The organism is Cupriavidus sp. 05T313 (assembly GCF_056396665.1).
In genome coordinates this window covers 1-16,760 of sequence record NZ_JBFTLX010000186.1, presented here as the reverse complement: position 1 = coordinate 16,760, position 16,760 = coordinate 1, and the positions used below count along the sequence as shown (strand labels likewise).

Annotated in this window: 14 protein-coding genes and 2 pseudogenes; 10 read left to right on the top strand and 6 right to left on the bottom strand. The window is 58.8% G+C overall.

Going from position 1 to position 16,760, the window contains the following annotated elements:
* Positions 1-2: 2 nt before the first annotated feature.
* From AC1DKD_RS30040 to AC1DKD_RS30030, 3 genes are all read right to left on the bottom strand, one after another.
* Positions 3-791 (bottom strand): IS5 family transposase, encoded by a 789-nt coding sequence (locus AC1DKD_RS30040; protein WP_477144062.1) that lies wholly within the window; start codon positions 789-791, stop codon positions 3-5.
* Between the two features lie 67 nt (positions 792-858).
* Positions 859-981: a hypothetical protein gene (locus tag AC1DKD_RS30035; protein WP_441627210.1), complete on the bottom strand. Its 123-nt coding sequence runs from the start codon at positions 979-981 to the stop codon at positions 859-861.
* Between the two features lie 5 nt (positions 982-986).
* Positions 987-1,427, bottom strand: a complete 441-nt coding sequence (locus tag AC1DKD_RS30030) for a sensor histidine kinase (RefSeq protein ID WP_441627208.1) — start codon at positions 1,425-1,427, stop codon at positions 987-989.
* Positions 1,428-1,559: 132 nt separating this feature from the next.
* Here AC1DKD_RS30030 and AC1DKD_RS30025 point away from each other — a divergent pair.
* The 10 genes and pseudogenes from AC1DKD_RS30025 to AC1DKD_RS29980 all read left to right on the top strand — a co-directional run.
* Positions 1,560-1,706, top strand: a pseudogene (locus tag AC1DKD_RS30025) (HU family DNA-binding protein); the annotation flags it as partial.
* A gap of 136 nt (positions 1,707-1,842) precedes the next feature.
* Positions 1,843-2,699 (top strand): annotated as a pseudogene (locus AC1DKD_RS30020) (IS3 family transposase); the annotation flags it as partial.
* Positions 2,700-4,136: 1,437 nt separating this feature from the next.
* Positions 4,137-5,348: a non-hydrolyzing UDP-N-acetylglucosamine 2-epimerase gene (wecB, locus tag AC1DKD_RS30015; RefSeq protein ID WP_441627204.1), complete on the top strand. Its 1,212-nt coding sequence runs from the start codon at positions 4,137-4,139 to the stop codon at positions 5,346-5,348.
* 101 nt (positions 5,349-5,449) lie between these two features.
* Positions 5,450-5,779, top strand: a complete 330-nt coding sequence (locus tag AC1DKD_RS30010) for a hypothetical protein (RefSeq protein ID WP_441627202.1) — start codon at positions 5,450-5,452, stop codon at positions 5,777-5,779.
* 186 nt (positions 5,780-5,965) lie between these two features.
* Entirely contained in the window at positions 5,966-7,738 is a 1,773-nt protein-coding gene (locus AC1DKD_RS30005) for a polysaccharide deacetylase family protein (protein WP_477144061.1), read from the top strand.
* A gap of 89 nt (positions 7,739-7,827) precedes the next feature.
* Positions 7,828-9,408 (top strand): glycosyltransferase family 2 protein, encoded by a 1,581-nt coding sequence (locus AC1DKD_RS30000; RefSeq protein WP_477144060.1) that lies wholly within the window; start codon positions 7,828-7,830, stop codon positions 9,406-9,408.
* Positions 9,409-9,421: 13 nt separating this feature from the next.
* Entirely contained in the window at positions 9,422-10,507 is a 1,086-nt protein-coding gene (locus AC1DKD_RS29995) for a bactofilin family protein (protein WP_441627198.1), read from the top strand.
* Positions 10,508-10,526: 19 nt separating this feature from the next.
* The gene (locus AC1DKD_RS29990; RefSeq protein WP_441627196.1) at positions 10,527-11,531 is read left to right on the top strand and encodes a hypothetical protein; all 1,005 of its coding nucleotides are present in this window, start codon (positions 10,527-10,529) and stop codon (positions 11,529-11,531) included.
* 248 nt (positions 11,532-11,779) lie between these two features.
* Positions 11,780-12,613, top strand: coding sequence for a YaiO family outer membrane beta-barrel protein (locus AC1DKD_RS29985; protein ID WP_441627194.1), 834 nt, complete (start codon positions 11,780-11,782; stop codon positions 12,611-12,613).
* A 2-nt stretch (positions 12,614-12,615) separates the two neighbouring features.
* The gene (locus AC1DKD_RS29980) at positions 12,616-13,449 is read left to right on the top strand and encodes a hypothetical protein (protein ID WP_441627193.1); all 834 of its coding nucleotides are present in this window, start codon (positions 12,616-12,618) and stop codon (positions 13,447-13,449) included.
* Here the strand turns inward: AC1DKD_RS29980 and AC1DKD_RS29975 are convergent.
* The 3 genes from AC1DKD_RS29975 to AC1DKD_RS29965 form a co-directional block, all read right to left on the bottom strand.
* A complete protein-coding gene (locus AC1DKD_RS29975) occupies positions 13,446-14,387 on the bottom strand; it encodes an alpha-amylase family protein (RefSeq protein ID WP_441627191.1) in 942 nt (313 codons plus the stop codon). The genes AC1DKD_RS29980 and AC1DKD_RS29975 overlap by 4 nt on opposite strands.
* Before the next feature lie 55 nt (positions 14,388-14,442).
* Positions 14,443-16,272, bottom strand: a complete 1,830-nt coding sequence (gene glmS / locus AC1DKD_RS29970; RefSeq protein ID WP_477144059.1) for a glutamine--fructose-6-phosphate transaminase (isomerizing) — start codon at positions 16,270-16,272, stop codon at positions 14,443-14,445.
* 273 nt (positions 16,273-16,545) lie between these two features.
* The coding region (locus AC1DKD_RS29965; protein WP_477144058.1) for a hypothetical protein at positions 16,546-16,760 on the bottom strand (215 nt) is incomplete at its 5' end.

Genomic DNA, 16,760 nt, shown 5'->3' with positions numbered 1-16,760 from the left:
ATTCAGGGATGGGCGATTCTGCGTAGCAGCAGCCCGCCCATTGCGATATAGACCATGGCCTCGGACACATCAGGACGTCGCTCGTAGTCCCTGACAAGGCGACGCCAGCGAACCATCCAACCGAAGGTACGTTCCACCACCCAACGCCGGGGTAGCACCGCGAAGCCAACTTGATCCTCGTGGCGGCGCACAACCTGCACGACGAAGTCGAGCGTCGCGGCTTTATCCATCAACGTGCGACGATCGTATGCGCCATCTGCAAACAGATGCTTCAGTCCCGGCCAACGCTTCTTTAGGGCCTCCAGAACTGCCAACGCCCCGGTGCTATCGGCGATGTCTGCAGGCGTCAAGTTCACCATCAGCAACCGGCCATTCGTATCCACGGCAATATGCCGCTTGCGCCCGACGATCTTCTTTCCCGCGTCATAGCCACGTTCCTTCGCCGCTGGCGCCTTTACCGACTGGCTATCCACCACGCCCGCGCTTGGGCAAGGCTGTCTGCCTTCCAACTCCCTATCGAGCATTRGCACTACGTCATGAAGCGTCTGGAACAGGAACCGGCGCATCAGTCGGCGAAACCACCAGTACACCGTTTGCCAGACCGGAAAGTCCTTGGGTAGCATGCGCCAGCCACACCCCGAGCGCACCAGGTATCGCAAGGCGTTGATGACCTCCCGCAGATCAGCCGTCCTGCGCCGCCCCCGCTGTGCGGGCTTCGGCAGCAGTCCCTCCATCGCTGCCCACTCCATGTCCGTCAGATCGCTCGGATACCGCTTCGTCTTGGCCGCCATGCTTGCCTGCCGCTCTCGATGTTCTTTTTTTCACATCCAAACGTTAGAACACATCTGCGGTGAATTTTCAAACGGGCTCTAAGAACCTGGCATGCTCACTGCGGTGCTCCGTGAGATTGGAAAGCGTCAGCGCAAGGGGAGGCAACAGCGTCAAAATATCGGCATTGGCGGAAATAACGATCTGCAACATGAGTTCTACTCGCAGCGAGGCAGGCGGACAGCAAACACTGTTTCTACTTGGTCGGACCGTGCTGTTATCTCGCCACCGTGGGCTCGGGCAATCTCGCGCGCAATGTACAGGCCCAGTCCAAGGCTGCCATCGGCTGTATGGCTACTCTCATGCACGGGGGCTCGCTTTAGAGGGTCAAAGAGTTGAGCAAGGGTCGATTGCTCGATGGCTTGCCCACTATTCCTGACCTCAAAACGAACTTCCTTCTCGTCGCCGGTCACAACCACTCGCACTGGCTCGTCCGTTGTGCCGTACTTGATTGCATTTACCACCAGATTGCCGAGCAACTGCTGCAGGCGTCGACCATCCCAAACGCCCTGCGTGTCGCCCTCCACCTCCTGATTGATCACGTGATTTGGATGCGGAGTGCGCAAAAGCGTTAGTTCTTCGGCAAACAAATTCGCCAAGTCGACTTTGTCTCTTCATTAGGCCTAAATAAAAGCAGTGTGGTCCTCCAACCAACGAAGCGTAGGTCGATGTGCTGCCCCCCGATTGATCATCGTCTCGGTCGAATGGCGCCATCGGTTCGATCCTGTCCGTTCAACAAGTCGAGCCTACTCGCACACCTAGTCGCCGCGACTGAGTTGGACAAGACGACCGTGTAGACCGTCCTGGCCCACCTTGCGAACACGATTGTGAGCGCAATCCACAAGAAGGGCGCGGGAGAGTTCACGCAGTGGGGTCTGTCTGGCTCGCGGTTTGAGCGACTATCGACTTCTGAAAGCGGGAAGAGAGAGGTGGCCGCGGAAATTCGGACAGTCGGCTAAGTGGAAAAGCTGGGGCCTGAGCCAGCCATAATGGCGAGCATAAAGGACCCAGAAGATGACGAAACGAAACAGACGGACCCACTCGGCGACCTTCAAGGCCAAGGTGGCCATGGCCGCGCTCAAGGGCGACAAGACGTTGGCGGAGCTGGCCCAGCAGTATGACGTGCACCCGAGCCAGATCACGGAGTGGAAGCAGCAGTTGGCGGAGCATGCTGCGGACGTGTTCGGCGGCAAAGCCAAGACTGCGGCCGAGCCGCCGGTGGACGTGAAGGCGCTACATGCAAAGATCGGCCAGTTGACGCTGGAGAATGATTTTTTAGAAAGCGCGCTCAGCAAAGCGGGATTGCTGAGCGGAAAGCGATGATTGACCGCGATCACCCGCTGCCGGTGAGCCGCCAGGTCAAGCTGGTCGGCATTGCCCGATCGAGCGCCTACTACCAGCCGCGTCCGGTCAGCGACGCGGATCTGAAGCTGATGCGCCGAATCGACGAACTGCATCTGGAGCATCCCTTCGCGGGCGCACGCATGCTGGCCCGCCTGTTGCGACGGGAGAGCATCCCGGTCGGCCGCCGGCACGTGCGCACGCTGATGAAGCGCATGGGCATCGAGGCGCTGTACCGTCGCCCGAACACGAGTCGCAAGAATGCGGCGCACAAGATCTGGCCATACCTACTGCGCGACCGGAAGATCGATCGCGCCAACCAGGTGTGGGCGCTGGACACGAGCTACATTCCGATGGCGCGGGGCTTCGTGTATCTGACGGCGGTGGTGGACTGGGCCAGCCGCAAAGTACTGGCCCACCGGGTGGCGATCACTCTGGAGAGTTGCCATGCTGTCGAGGCGCTTGAGGAGGCCTTTGCGAAATACGGCGCGCCGGAGATCGTCAACACCGACCAGGGCAGCCAGTTCACCGTCCTTCGCCTCGCTGCCAGCGATCAAATCGGCAGCCTGACTGCCCCAGCGCTTCCACTTAAAAACTCCGGATCCCTGTCCGAACAAACGGCGCCACCTCTGAGGCAGTGCCGATTGTGCTTGGGATCGAGAAGGGCGATGAATGGGACTACCGATTCTTCATGCAGGAAATGCTGACCGACGAGCTACGGGACAATGACTTTCTCCATCACATCGGAGATTCGCAATCCTCTTGCCTCTCGCAGAACATGGTGACCCTTGCTGCAAGCGACGCCCGGAAATTTTAGGAGGCAGTCGAAGTAGGCGAGGGGCAGTTGACGCGCAGCGCGGTGTGTCCACTAGCGACATCTAGGATGCCGCTGTACTCCTGGTCACGGCCAGCGGACGAAAAAAAGCTGGTTGTGCTCCCGCCAAGTGATGTGGCGGCCTTGAGGGGGCGCTAGTCCTTGCGCGTCGTGATGCAATCTTCTGTGTTCTGTCATTGCATACAACGCATTTCAGGCAGAAAGCTTTTGCTAGGGAAGATGGTATGGACGCCTCCCCCGGCAACGGGCGCTCACCTGCGAGAGGAACTAAGAGAAGCCTCAGCACGAGGGCACCGCTGTGCCAAAGTGGCGAGTGTGCAACCACCTTAGCGGGAGGTGTCCCAAATGAAGCTCACCGTGATCGGTATGGCCAGGAGCGAGGACGCCTCGAGCAGGCGTTCTCACCGCGGGAACCGGTCGCCCCGACCCTCAGTTTGGCGTGGCAATCTGGCCCTGTGGCTGGCGAGCGACGCTGCTCTCAGTGGTATTTGGGTCACAAAGCCCACCAAGGTTCGCTAGATATTTAAATCTGACCTAAGGCATGTTTCATACATGTAACCCTTTCGTCTTCCTCCTAACACAGCCGTTGATCCTCTCGAGTTCAGCCAAAAGTAGGAGTATTTTCCGGTTTGAAAGGACTGGCTTGGAGCCTCCCCATTTGGATGCAGGTCATCTGGCTGAATGCGCCGGCCTATCCCGGCCAGAGACTCGACAAGCATTTTCGGGGACCTCGTCATCGCGGGATTGGACTGATGCCGCTTGGCGGGGAAGGCAACATTGATACACATCGCGATGCGGTGCGCTCACGCAGCAGCCTTCTGAGAGCCTTGGCCATGCGGGACCGCGCGATTCACTAAACTGCTGCCCTCTCCGGCACGCGCACCCGCCGGCCTTGTTTCAAACCTGCAACCATTTCAGATAAGCGCTGTGTCATGTATTGAATTCATTGAATAGAATCTTCCAATTAATCAATAAGTTACGTTCAGTTGGCACAGTTTTTGCGGTAATTAGTCTCTAGCATCGCGCTGCTGAGAAAAGAACCCCGATCGTTCATGTCATGACTCGACCGGAGAGCCCTGGGAGTCACGAGGATTCTCAGTAGTGGACCCGCCTCACTACGAGAGGATTCCCAATGCCAAAGGTGCTCGCCGTTTTCGGAACGCGGCCGGAAGCCATCAAGATGGCGCCCCTGATTCACAGGTTGCGGATATCAACGGGCTTCGATCTGCGGGTCTGCGTCACCGGGCAGCATCGCCATATGCTCGATCAGGTACTGCAGCTTTTCAAAATAGTTCCGGACTTTGACCTGGATGTTATCAGCGTCGGACAGAGTCTCTCCGACATCACGACGCGGGTGCTCTCAGGCGTTCATGCCGTGTTGGATCAGTACACGCCGGATGCCATGCTGGTTCACGGCGATACCACCACCACCCTGGCGGCCACGCTTGCCGCGTTCTATCGCAACATTTCCGTCGGGCATGTCGAAGCTGGCTTGCGGAGCGGAAATCTCAACGCACCGTGGCCGGAGGAAATGAACCGACGCGTCACAGATGTTATGGCGTCGTGGCACTTTGCGCCAACGCAACAGGCGCAGGACACGCTATTGCGAGAAGGCGTGGACCCCGCCCGCATCAGCCTGACGGGCAACACTGGAATCGATGCCTTGCTCGAGGTCAAGCGCCGGCTGGATAATGATCTGGACATGCGGATCCAGCTGATGGGGCAATACCCCTATCTGGACAGTACGCGCCGGCTGGTGCTGGTGACAGGACATCGGCGAGAGAGTTTTGGCGCGCCGTTCGAACACTTTTGCACGGCGTTGCGCAGGCTGGCTAACCGCAATGACGATATCCAGATTATCTATCCTGTTCATCTCAATCCGCGCGTGCGGGAACCGGTACAAGCGATCCTGGGGGGACATCCAAACATCCACCTGATCGAGCCCCAAGAGTATTTGCAGTTCGTCTTCCTGATGTCGTCCGCCTACATGATCGTCACGGATTCCGGTGGGATCCAGGAAGAGGCGCCCGAGCTGGGCAAGCCGGTCCTTGTCACACGAGACACCACCGAGCGCCCAGAGGCAATTGCCGCCGGCACCGCGCGACTGGTGGGCACCGATACGGAACGTATCATCGCTGCCGCGGAGTTGCTGCTGAACGATCCGGATGAGTACGCCCGCATGTCGCGTGCGCACAACCCGTTCGGCGACGGCCACGCCAGCGAACGCATCGTCAATGCACTGGAGGCGACCATGCCTGTCGATTATCGGAAATACGACAACTCTCGGTTGCCATGGCTGGGCCAGCAATCTTATAGCTGGGACATAAAGCATTCAAATCCATAACTTACCAAGGCTGGCCGCCCCCCCCCCCAAACATCGTTGCTCGGCGTTTCTTCAGTCCAGGCACCGAAATACGGCCGGCGCTTTTATGGGAGGAGTGAACGATGAGGTTCGCAACAGTGACAACAGCGCTTCTTGTCGCAAGCGCTCTTGCATCGGCACCGGCCCACGCCGCATTGTCGGAAGAGGCCGCGGCGGTCTCGGCTGAAACGCCACTTTATCTGCCCGCTAGCCCGTCGGATCCTGGTGGGCTGAAGGGCTATGACCATGCCAGCCAGTTAGAGGTGGGTGTCGAAGCCGATGCGGTAGGAAAGAACAAGAAAGAGAAGGATAAGAAGAACGCAAAAAAACCCCCGAACAAGGCCGTAAAGGGCCCCAAGGTCAAAGCAGGCTCGTACGCGCTCGCCCCTGCGCCGGGCGCCGAACCGGACTGACACAAGCTTAGGCATTGCGGCGTTTTGCCGCAAACGAGCGTATAGACCCGCGTCCGAGGTGGCTTGCTTGGACACGCACCCGCGAAGCAGCGGGTTGCGCACGGCGAGGCCAATTCAAATCGCGCTTCGGAGAAGACCGTGTTCCACAATCTCTACTCATTGCTGCAAAGGGGCTGCGTACTGGCAATGCTGGCGGTGGCCCTGGCGTTGCCCGCCAAGACTCATGCCGCCACCAACCAGATTGCATTGCTGGTGCCCGATACGATGACCCTGCCCGATCCGCGGGTTTCGGCCTGGCTCGACGCGGCACTGGAAGAAGGCCTGAAGATCACTGTTATCAACGACACGCAGTTCCTCCAGGGTACGACGCCTGCCCAGTTCCCAGGCTTGATCCTGCCGGACCAGGTCCATGTGAACGCGAGCGATGCGCTGGTCGCAGCACTTGAGAATTACACTACCCAAGGCGGCCAGGTGATGCTGGTCTACGACTTCGGCGCGCTCACCACCACCGGCTTCTATTCGTCGCCGAGGAGTCGCCTCAGCAATCTCGCAGGGGTCGACTACGTGCTCTATGACCAACTGGGCGGCTTCATGATTGGCCTGGGACCGATCACTGGCCTGAGCAGCACGCTACGGACCATTCAGGTGGCTCCCGGCAAGTCAATGGTGTGGGATAACACCTCCACGACCGACCCCGTGGAAGGGGTTTCCGGTTACGTCTATGGCTTCCTGACCTATCCCAGCTTCGTCACGCAGGGAAGTTATACCGGCAGTGCCCTGCTGAGCTCGCCAAACTTCGGGCTGGTGGCAGGCTTACGGACTTTTGGCTCGGGCGGCGTTCTGTTCGTCAACCTGCCGCTTGCGTATCTGAAGGGACAGACAGACGGCATGCTGATGCACGGTTTCCTGCGCTATTTCGGCACCAATCTGATGAAGATGCCCAGGCTTTCCGCGCAGCCGAAAGCCAAGGCCGGGCTTGTGCTGAACATGCACTTCTGCGCCGGGGATCAGATTGCGCCCGCGCAGACGCTGAAGAGCTGGGGGATTTTCAACAACGGACCGTTCTCCATTGTCATTACCGCAGGTCCCGATCAGATTGCCTTCGGCGACGGCAAGGGTATCAATCTGTCTCAGAACGCCACAGCCCAGCAGCTGGTTTTGTACATGCAGGGCAAGGGGCACCAGATCGGAAGTCATGGCGGATGGATTCACGATTACTGGGGTGCTAATGCCAGCGAATCCAACCAGTCCACCTTCGAACAGTATCTGGTCCTTAACAAACAGAGCATTGAAGGGGTAACAGGAAAGCCGAGCATCGAGTACGCCGCACCGGAAGGTAATACCCCGCAATGGTCGATAAACTGGCTGGAAGCCAACGGCAACACTGGCTATTACTTCCTCGGGCATACCGGCATGGCGCCCACCCGAAGCTATCGCAACGGCGCGCTGCTAAACAACACCATCCGGGCATTCCCGGTGATGCCCTTCGGCGAGTATGCGACCTTCGAAGAATTCGAGGACTTCGGTGTTCCCGCTTCCAGCATTACCGCCTGGTACAAGCAGTTGATGGACTTCGTCGTCAAGAATCGCACCAGCCGGCTGATCTATATGCATCCGCTCGGCGCGGTGGATTACAAGGGTGTATTGAACTCGCTCTTTTCGCGAGCCACGACGCTGACGCAGAACGGACAGTTCAGCTGGTACACGATGGACACCTTGGCGAAATTCGCCCAACGGCGTCAGCAGACTACCTGGCAGGCGACTGACACCGGCAACGCGTGGACGTTCCAGGCCAGCAATCCGACCGATTTGACGGACATGACCTGGGTGCTTCCCCGTTCAACGTACAACCAGCCGGCCGTGACGCAAGGCCAGGCTGTCGTCACATGGGATACCACGAACTGGCTGGTAACCGCCGGAGCGGGAACCACATTGACCTTCACCAGTGGAAAGCATTAGCGCGCGCAACGGGGCTTGTGGCGATTTCGCGGGGGCGCACAGGAACTGTGCCCCGTGGTGGGTAAACATGAAACTGAGATTCCTCAAGCATGCGCCAAGCGCTTCGCATATTTTTGACTTTGGGCGAGTTACTCGTTTGCATCGGATCTGTCCCGGATGGGGTAGCCGGCGAAGTTGCCGGCCGTGGCGGTACCCCTGTCCGGGCGGCCACGGCGCCGCAAGCCGCGTCGCGTGTCGCCGCAAGTGCCGCGTCGAGTGCGGCAGCAAGCCCAAGCGGCGATCGACTCTTTGCGCTGATAGCACTCGCCAGCCTATCGACGGACACCCCGGAATCCGATGAGCAGGCCAAGCCAGTGCCGCCCCAGCGTATATGGTCCCAGCCCCCCCCGTCTRTGGTCACGGTGCAAGCGGGCAGGCAGCGGCTCGTTATTGCGCTCACCGTGGCCCTATTGCTGATCGTCGGGCTAGTCATCGTCTATGCCACGCGCCACTATCTGTTCACCTTGAACCGGTTGTTCGGCAAACAACGTCACCCCTACCTCGACATCGACATCGCGGATTGGCCCACCTTAACGGTCATGATCGCGGCTCACAATGAGGAGGCAGTGATCGCAGGGTCGCTAGCCTGCCTGCTGCGCGCCGACTATCCTGCCGACCGACTCACCATCATGCCCGTGAATGATCGCTCTAGCGACCGGACCCGAGAGATCATCGACGACTTTGTGGTGCAGTATCCTGGCCGCATTTCCCCGTTTCACCGCTCTGCTGGAAAGCCGGGCAAGGCAGCGGCGCTCAAGGACGCGACCGAACGCATTGCCAGTAACATCATCGTCGTGTTCGATGCCGACTACCTGCCGCCGGTAGGACTGCTTAAGCAACTGGTGGCCCCATTCTTCGATCCCGAAGTTGGCGCAACCATGGGCAGGGTGGTGCCGATGAATCTCGGCACCAATCTGCTTACCCGGCTACTGGACCTGGAACGCTCGGGCGGCTATCAGGTGGACCAACAGGCCCGCATGAACCTGAACCTGGTGCCTCAATATGGCGGGACGGTCGGCGGCGTGAGAGTGCGGGCACTGAAAAGTGTGGGCGGCTGGCACGACGATGTGCTGGCCGAAGACACGGATCTAACCTACCGGCTGCTGCTAAGCAACTGGAAGACGATCTATCAGAACTGGTCTGAGTGTTATGAAGAGGTGCCGGAAACCTGGCCCGTCCGTGTCCGCCAGATCATGCGCTGGACCAAGGGCCATAACCAGGCGCTCTACCGCCACGGGTGGAAAATGGCAACTTGCCGCGATCACAATCTCCTCGAGAAGATCGATGGCGTGGCTTTGCTGGGCATCTACATGATGGCGCCTCTGATGCTGTGCGGCTGGCTGCTAGCCATCGCCCTGTTCTATGCCAGCGGCATGCCGCTGCTCGGCGCGGCCATCTTCCTGTTCGCGCTGATGTCATATGGGACCCTGGGAAACTTCGCGGCGTTCTTCGAGATCGCCGCTGCCGTCTATCTGGATGGCAGCCGCGAGCGTATTCGCCTGCTTCCCCTGAATTACTTTGGCTTCCTGGTAAGCGTGGTGACCGTGTCACGGGCTATCGTCAGCCAGATCGCCTTCGACTTCGTGCTCCGGCGCCAAATCCGCTGGGACAAGACGAGGCGTTACCGCTAGGAGAACTGAGCCGATGTGGGCCTTGCTGCTGAGCTTGCTGACTGTGCTCGTATTCGGCCTTCCGCTGGTGCCAGCCGTACTTGAGTGGCAGCGACGGCGCGATATCCGTCCGCTTGCGATCGACAGCGAGCATACGCTTGACGTCGCGGCCGTGGCCGCGGAGCTCCGTGCCATGATTGTGATGCAAACCGAGCCGACGAGGCACGGTGGTGCAGCCCATTCGATCCGCAGTGTGAATGCGGTTGCCAATGTGACCGGCATATGGTTGCCCACCGGGGCGGAGGCAGCCTCGCGAGTCTGCAAGCGGACCGTCCTCGCCAGTGGATCGCTGATACTGCCCGACAGCTTTACGTTCACGCATGAAATATACGGCCCCCGCGGCATCCGGACCGGAAAGAAGAATCACTTGCAGTCCGTTCTATCCGAAGGAGAACTCGCGATTGGAAGCGGCAGCGAACTGCATCGTTGGGCGCATGCACGCTCCGCGCATATCGCGGCGCACTGCCGCCTCGATGGCCCGCTCTCGGCCACGCACACCATTCGCATTGATGAAGGATGCCATTTTGCTTACCTCAGCGCAGGCGTGATCGGATTCGGGATGCACCATCTTGCAGAATCCAGCGCGCCGCGCAGCGTGCGCCCGCAGAATGGCGAGACCCGGACGGAAGCGATTCCGGCACATGTGCAGGCCGCAGGGGAGGGGCGCTGGCTGGCGACGCGTGATCTAACCATCTCCCCCCAAAGCATGTTTCAAGGGGACCTGGTGGTACATGGCGATCTGTGGATAGGCGCGGGCGCCAGGATTGCCGGCAGCGTCAAGGCCAGCGGGAGTATCCGGCTTGGGGCGGAGGTGCGGATAGACGGGGCCTTGATCGCCGCCGGCTCCATGGTGCTAGCCAAATCGTGCATGGTTGCCGGGCCGGTTTCGGCCGAGCGCGAGTTGGACATCGAGACGCTCTGTGTGATAGGGTCGGCAGAAAGACCAACCACGGTGGTGGCACCCGTGATGCGCGTGAGCGTGGGCGCGGTGGTCTTTGGCGCGGCGTGCGCGCTGGAGAAAGGACGGGTCGTGTCCAAGGGCCATATAGACTCACCGTAGCGCACTTCTCACATATGCGATGAAGAAACTTCTCCTTTTGCTACTGCTGCTTGCCTCCCACGTCAACCAGATGGCCTGTGGAGCCGACCTGGTACTTTCCGGCTATCAGCGCCCCGACGGGGCAATCACCACCTATTTTGGCGGCGACACGATCGATCCGTACTTTGCCGCAAAGGCGCTGCTGGCTGCCCAGGACGCCGGACTGAAAACGAACGCGGCCGCGGGCCGGTGGATAGCGTGGCTACTCCCGCGGCAGCACGACGACGGCAGTTTCGATCGCTATTGCTTGAAAGGCCAGCGCTTTGTCTCCTGTCAGGAAGCCGATGCGGATGATGCGTTGATGGCAGCCTGGATGGAAGTGCTGGTGCGGTCCGTGCCGCCCGCGGGCATGCCGGCGTCCTGGAAGAGGAGCTTCGATAAGGCCAGCCGGAATCTCGACACACTGTACGACAAGCGTTCCGGCGTCTACTATATTTCAACCGATTTGCCGGTCGCATTGCTGATGGACAACGTGGAGGTTTCCAGCGCATTCAAGGCTGTCAGCAGCTATTACTTGCGGATGGGCGACAGGGTGGGCGCAGCCAACTGGATGCGTAAGGCCGAACAGCTCGACAAGGACATTCTGCGTGTGTTCTGGCGACCGCCAGAGCGTTTCCTGGTGAGTACCCAGCCACGCGACAAGTCGGAGTTCTATCCCGATGCTGTGGCCCAGATATTCCCGATTCTGGCCGATATACAGCCTGCCAATCGGACCAACGAAAATGCCTATCAGTCCTGGATGAAGGAACATCGCATGACCTGGTTACAGACGTCCGAGGTCGACTTTCCATGGGGCCTGATAGCCCTTGTCGCGGATAAGATGGGAGACAAGGACGCAATCGCGTGCTGGCGGGTACGATCCGTTCAATTCCGGCACGGGAAGCACTGGAATGTGCTTGAGGAGGCGTTGTATCTGGCGTTTGAAGCGAGGCTAACCCCCGAGCAGTCGCTGGCACCCGTTCAGGCAGGCATGAAATGTCGCTGAGCGTCATGCCGCGGGAACGACCATTATCGATTTCTCCCTGCCAAGGGGGGTGTCGTTTCCATTGACGGGTGTCCGATTTTTTTCAATTGCCTGCTGCCGACCAGTGGCCCGCTGCAGGAGGCGTGGATTCAGACTGATTGCCCTTGAAAGAAGGTTGGTGACCTGACTGTCCGCTTGATTCTCTGCAAAGGCAGCTTATTTGGCAAGAGCGCTGACGGCGGTTTCGAAAAAAATACGATAGGACATCAATGGTGACGCTCTCGGATACCTATAGCAGAGGCTTGTGCGCTCTTCTCGGCTTGCTGATGGTTGGCGCAACCAATCACGCTCGTGCGCAGGCAGAGGCCAACGCGCCAAGAACTTTCGCACCCTTACTCACGGGATTCCTGGAGGGTGGTCTTGGACACGCTAACCTCACTGACAACAATTCGAACTGGAACGACCAGTATCTGAGAGGCGGTGTCCACCTGACCCCAAAAGACTATGTAACCGGCGAAATCAGCCACCAGAACCATTTCGGAGATCAAGGCACGTTCTTCGGTGCGGGGTATACGCGCATATTCAATGAGGACTGGTACGGCTTCCTAAGCGCCGGCACCAGTTCTGGGGGGTTCTTTCTGCCCCGGGTCAGGGTGGACGGACTGCTATTCCGAAAATTCCTTGAAAAAAAGAACYTGGTKGCGAGYGTTGGATTTACCTACTACCGCGCCAAAGAAATCTATACAGACAAGACGCTGCTGCTTGGCGCCACCTACTACTTCGATGGACCCTGGATCATTCAGGCGGGGGCGCGTCTGAACCGAAGCGACCCAGGCAATATCCGCTCCAATCGCGGCATTATCGCGGTGACCTACGGCCGTGACAAGGAGCAATACATTACCCTGAAGTACGACGGCGGAAAGGAAGCCTATCAGTTGACGGGGGAACAGTCGATATTGAGCGACTTCACAAGCCATGAGGTTTCACTGGTCTGGCGGAAATGGATTACCAAGCGCTATGGGTTCAACCTTCGTGCTGTGTACTACGAAAACCCGTCCTACAATCGGAAGCAAGCGGAAATAGGTTTCTTCGTCGAGTTCTAGCCATGTCATCCCGCCATAGGGCCATTCCCGAGCATCCAGACAAGGGGGATGCGCTCGGCCTTAAGGTGCTATGCCGCGCCCGGCATCGATCCCTGGACCACCTGACACTATCGGCCCCTAGGCTGGCGATCATCCTGCTGGTGCCAGTCCTGTTCAATGTGGCCGAATGGATGTTGCGCGGCGCACTCAGCGCCGGGTGGGCGGCCATTTTTGAGTTCTGGATTGGAAAACTAGGGATGGGCGGCACCGTAATTCAAAAGCCAACGCCCTTGGCGTCGCTCGAAATCACCCTACCGCACCTGTATGTACCAGCGATAGCACCCAACTTGCGCACGTGGTGGGTGACGGTAGCCGCCACGATCATCGTCGCCTTGCTTACGCTGCGGCTCCCCGATCGCTTTCTGCCACTAAGGTACTTTTTGCAGTTCGCGATTTTCATACAGACCACGGCGATTCTCTTCTTTGCCGTGGCGCCGGACAGCTTTCCTTATACGGTGAGTGGATATGTTGATAACGGGCTGAAGACCTCATTCGCCTTCCTGTTCCTGCTCCCGTGGGGTCATGCTCTGGTTTACTACATCTTCGATTTTTCTTGGCCAAGCAAGATCTGCCTGACACTGTTCACCCTTGCCTTTGTCGTGATTGCCGTACCGTTGCAATTGACGCTTCACGCGTACCTCGTGTTCCAGTACTCCCTGCTGCTGATGCCCTTACTGTCTTTCGTGCTGGGCCCAACTTGGATCGTGTTTGGCTGCATTGCGCTGTATGGCTGGGCGATGAGCTGGGACCGCCTCAACCCTGAGGCCGAGGCGCCGAGGTCTGCGGAAAAAGACTAGACACGGCAGTCCAACAGATGCACACGCCTCTCCTCAGGAAGGGTGGCGCGCACCGTGGCGGCGAGTTCGGAAATCCAGCATTCGGCCGCCGCGCTATCCGCCACAACAAGGTACAACCCGTCGATTTGGAAATCGATGAGCCAGTACAATACATTTTCGGTAAAGTACTGCCGTACCGCGGGATGCTGGAAATTGATGGCGTTGCCCGATCCGTTGTACTGGAAGAATGGACTTGCGTAATGCCCAAGCTGGTTTCCCTCGGAAACGAACTGGTCGTACGCAAGGGTCACCAGCACCATCATGCCTAGACCATGGGCCCGGTCCACCAGTGCACGCAGTTGATTGAGGCCCCCGTACGAGCGCTCGGGGGCGAAGGGCAGCGGCGCGTAGAAGCACTTGCATGCTACCGAATCCTGCGCATGAGGGTTCAGGCTGACCGCAGTGAATCCGCGTGCGGCGAGCGCGGGTAGATGGCTGGCAACTTCCATAAAGCTGCAATGGGAGTCATTGTCTGTCTCATGGATGACTGCCTCCGCCAGAGGGCGACCAAGCCAGTCCGGATTGCACCAGGCATAACTGCTGGCATCGCATACGATGCTTGCGCCTTGGACATCGACCGCCTGCGCGCGCGACGCCGGATCGGGTACCGACATGCCGTTGTCCAGGCGAAACCAGTAGCGACTACCAGCACCGCAAGGGGCCTCCACCTCAAGCCAGCCATGGCTCGATTCGCGCATCAACGTTGGTCCGAGACCAAGCACCTCAAGGCGCACCGCCCAGCCTTGCTCGATGGCGTCAGGCGCCCACAAGCGAAAACGGGTAAGACTATTATCGGACAATTGTGGTCCAAATTGCCATGCCATCATTTGCATCCCTCCTGCTTTGGGCCGACGCCACCACACCGAGAGCAGTGCCACCGCACCGATGCGCCACGCCATATCCGAGCACTCCTTGTCGAGAGTAAATCCAAGACATTTCCCTGGCGGGATTCCTTTATTCGACGGTAACCGATTTCGCGAGATTCCGCGGCTTGTCAACGTCGGTACCCCGCTTGCAGGCAGTGTGATACGCCAGCAATTGCAAGGGAACAACGTGCAGGACGGGGGAGAGCATGCCGTAGTTCTCCGGCATGCGGATAACGTTAAGGCCAACCGAGGAGCCGATCATGGTGCCCGAATCCGCGAAGACATACAGTTCGCCGCCGCGCGCCCGAACCTCCTGCATGTTCGACTTTAGCTTTTCAAGCAACGCATCATTGGGCGCAATGGCCACCACCGGCATCTGGTCTGTCACTAGCGCCAATGGGCCATGCTTTAACTCTCCGGCGGCAAAGGCCTCGGCATGGATGTACGAGATCTCCTTCAATTTTAAGGCGCCCTCAAGGGCAATAGGGAAATGCACGCCACGCCCAAGAAAGAGGGCGTTCTCCTTTTGCGCCAGGACGTCCGCCCAGGCCATGATCAACGGCTCCAGCGCGAGCACCCTGGTGAGCGAGGCTGGCAGATTACGCAGTTGCGTAAGGAGGGCCATCTCCTGCGACGGGGCGATCCTGCCGCGTTGCTTTGCCAATGTAATGGCTAGCAGGAAAAGTCCAACCAGCTGTGTAGTGAAGGCTTTCGTGGAAGCGACGCCGATCTCGGTGCCCGCCCGCGTCAGGTAGTGCGATTCGGCCTGTCGCACAATGGCGCTGCCTGCGACATTGCATATCGCGAGCGTGTGCCGATGACCTAGGGATTGAGCGTGCTTGAGTGCCGCAAGCGTATCAGCCGTCTCGCCGGACTGCGAGACTACGACCACGAGCGCGTTAGGATTCGGTACGCTATCCCGGTAGCGATATTCGCTAGCGAATTCCACGTCGGTCGGCAGTCTGGCAATGGACTCGAACCAGTACTTCGCTGTCAGCGCGGAATGGTAGCTCGTTCCGCAAGCCAGCAGGCGTAGTGCGTCGATCTGGTCGAATGTGCTCTGCGCCATTGGCCCAAACAGCTCGGGACCAATCGCAACGAGCTGTTCCGTTCGATCCGCGATAACGGCCGGCTGCTCAAAAATCTCCTTTTGCATGTAGTGCCGGTAGGGGCCGAGTTCAACACTTCCGGTCCCCGTATCGAGCGCAAGCGCCGCACGCGTGACGACGACACCTCGCCGGTCGAACATCGTTATGCCGGCACGCGACAATGCCACYATATCGCCTTCCTCGAGATAGATGAAGCGACTCGCGCTGCCAGCCAGCGCCATTGCGTCGGATGCCAGGTAATTACCGGCCATCCCCAATCCCACTACAAGCGGTGAGCCACTGCGAGCCCCGATCACCTGGTCCGGCTCGTGAGACGAGAGCACTGCAATTGCATAGGCGCCCTGCAACTCGGCCACCGTGAGGCGGACGGCCTCGAGCAAACTGGTTTTTTGTCCGCGGTGATAGTGATAGTGGACAAGATGTGCAATGGCTTCAGTATCGGTCTGCGATTCGAAGACATAGTCGCGCTCGCACAATGACTTGCGTAGCGCTTCGAAATTCTCAATGATGCCGTTGTGGACAAGGGCGATTTCGCCACACGAGAAAATGGGGTGGGCATTGCAGGTGGCCGGCGGGCCGTGGGTTGCCCACCTCGTGTGGGCAATGCCCAAAGTACCGCGCAAGCCTTCCTCGGCCACCTGTTCCCCAAGCTTGGCCACGCGGGCCACGCTGCGCAGGCGCTGCAGTTTCCCTTCCTTGAGCACAGCGATACCGCATGAATCGTAGCCACGGTACTCGAGACGCCGCAGACCTTCGAGCAAGGCAGTCGTGACGTCATGTTGCGCAATTGCGCCGACTATTCCGCACATGGCATTGCTCCTCAAAATCCGATTGTTTAGCGCGGTGTGAAAAAAATCCAAAATGGATAATCCAGATCGACCATCGGGTTTCTAGCGGGAGTGGGGATCGCTCCTAATGCCGGTATCACTAGCGATTTAAGACGATTTTCATGGTTATGATGGGTGTGGCGATGCGTTGGCATTCCACGCTGCATGTGACTTCCAAGTGCCGTTCGCCGAGTCTGTCTCTGGCATCGATACTTCCATCCGGCAGACGAGGAGAAGCGAGAACTATTACAGATGTTAGGACGGCGACATACGAAAGTCAAAACAACGCGCTTTCAGTGGAGAACGATCGAGCAGCGGGTCTTCTGGAAAACTCGCCGAGGGGGCAAAACGTGAAGAAGAAATGTGGTCTTTCTCTATCAAAATGCTAAATGAAAAATTAATATAGTGGCGTGTTCGGCCACTTTGACCACCACTGCACAGGCTGTGGCTAGCTCGGCTGTGGCTAGCTC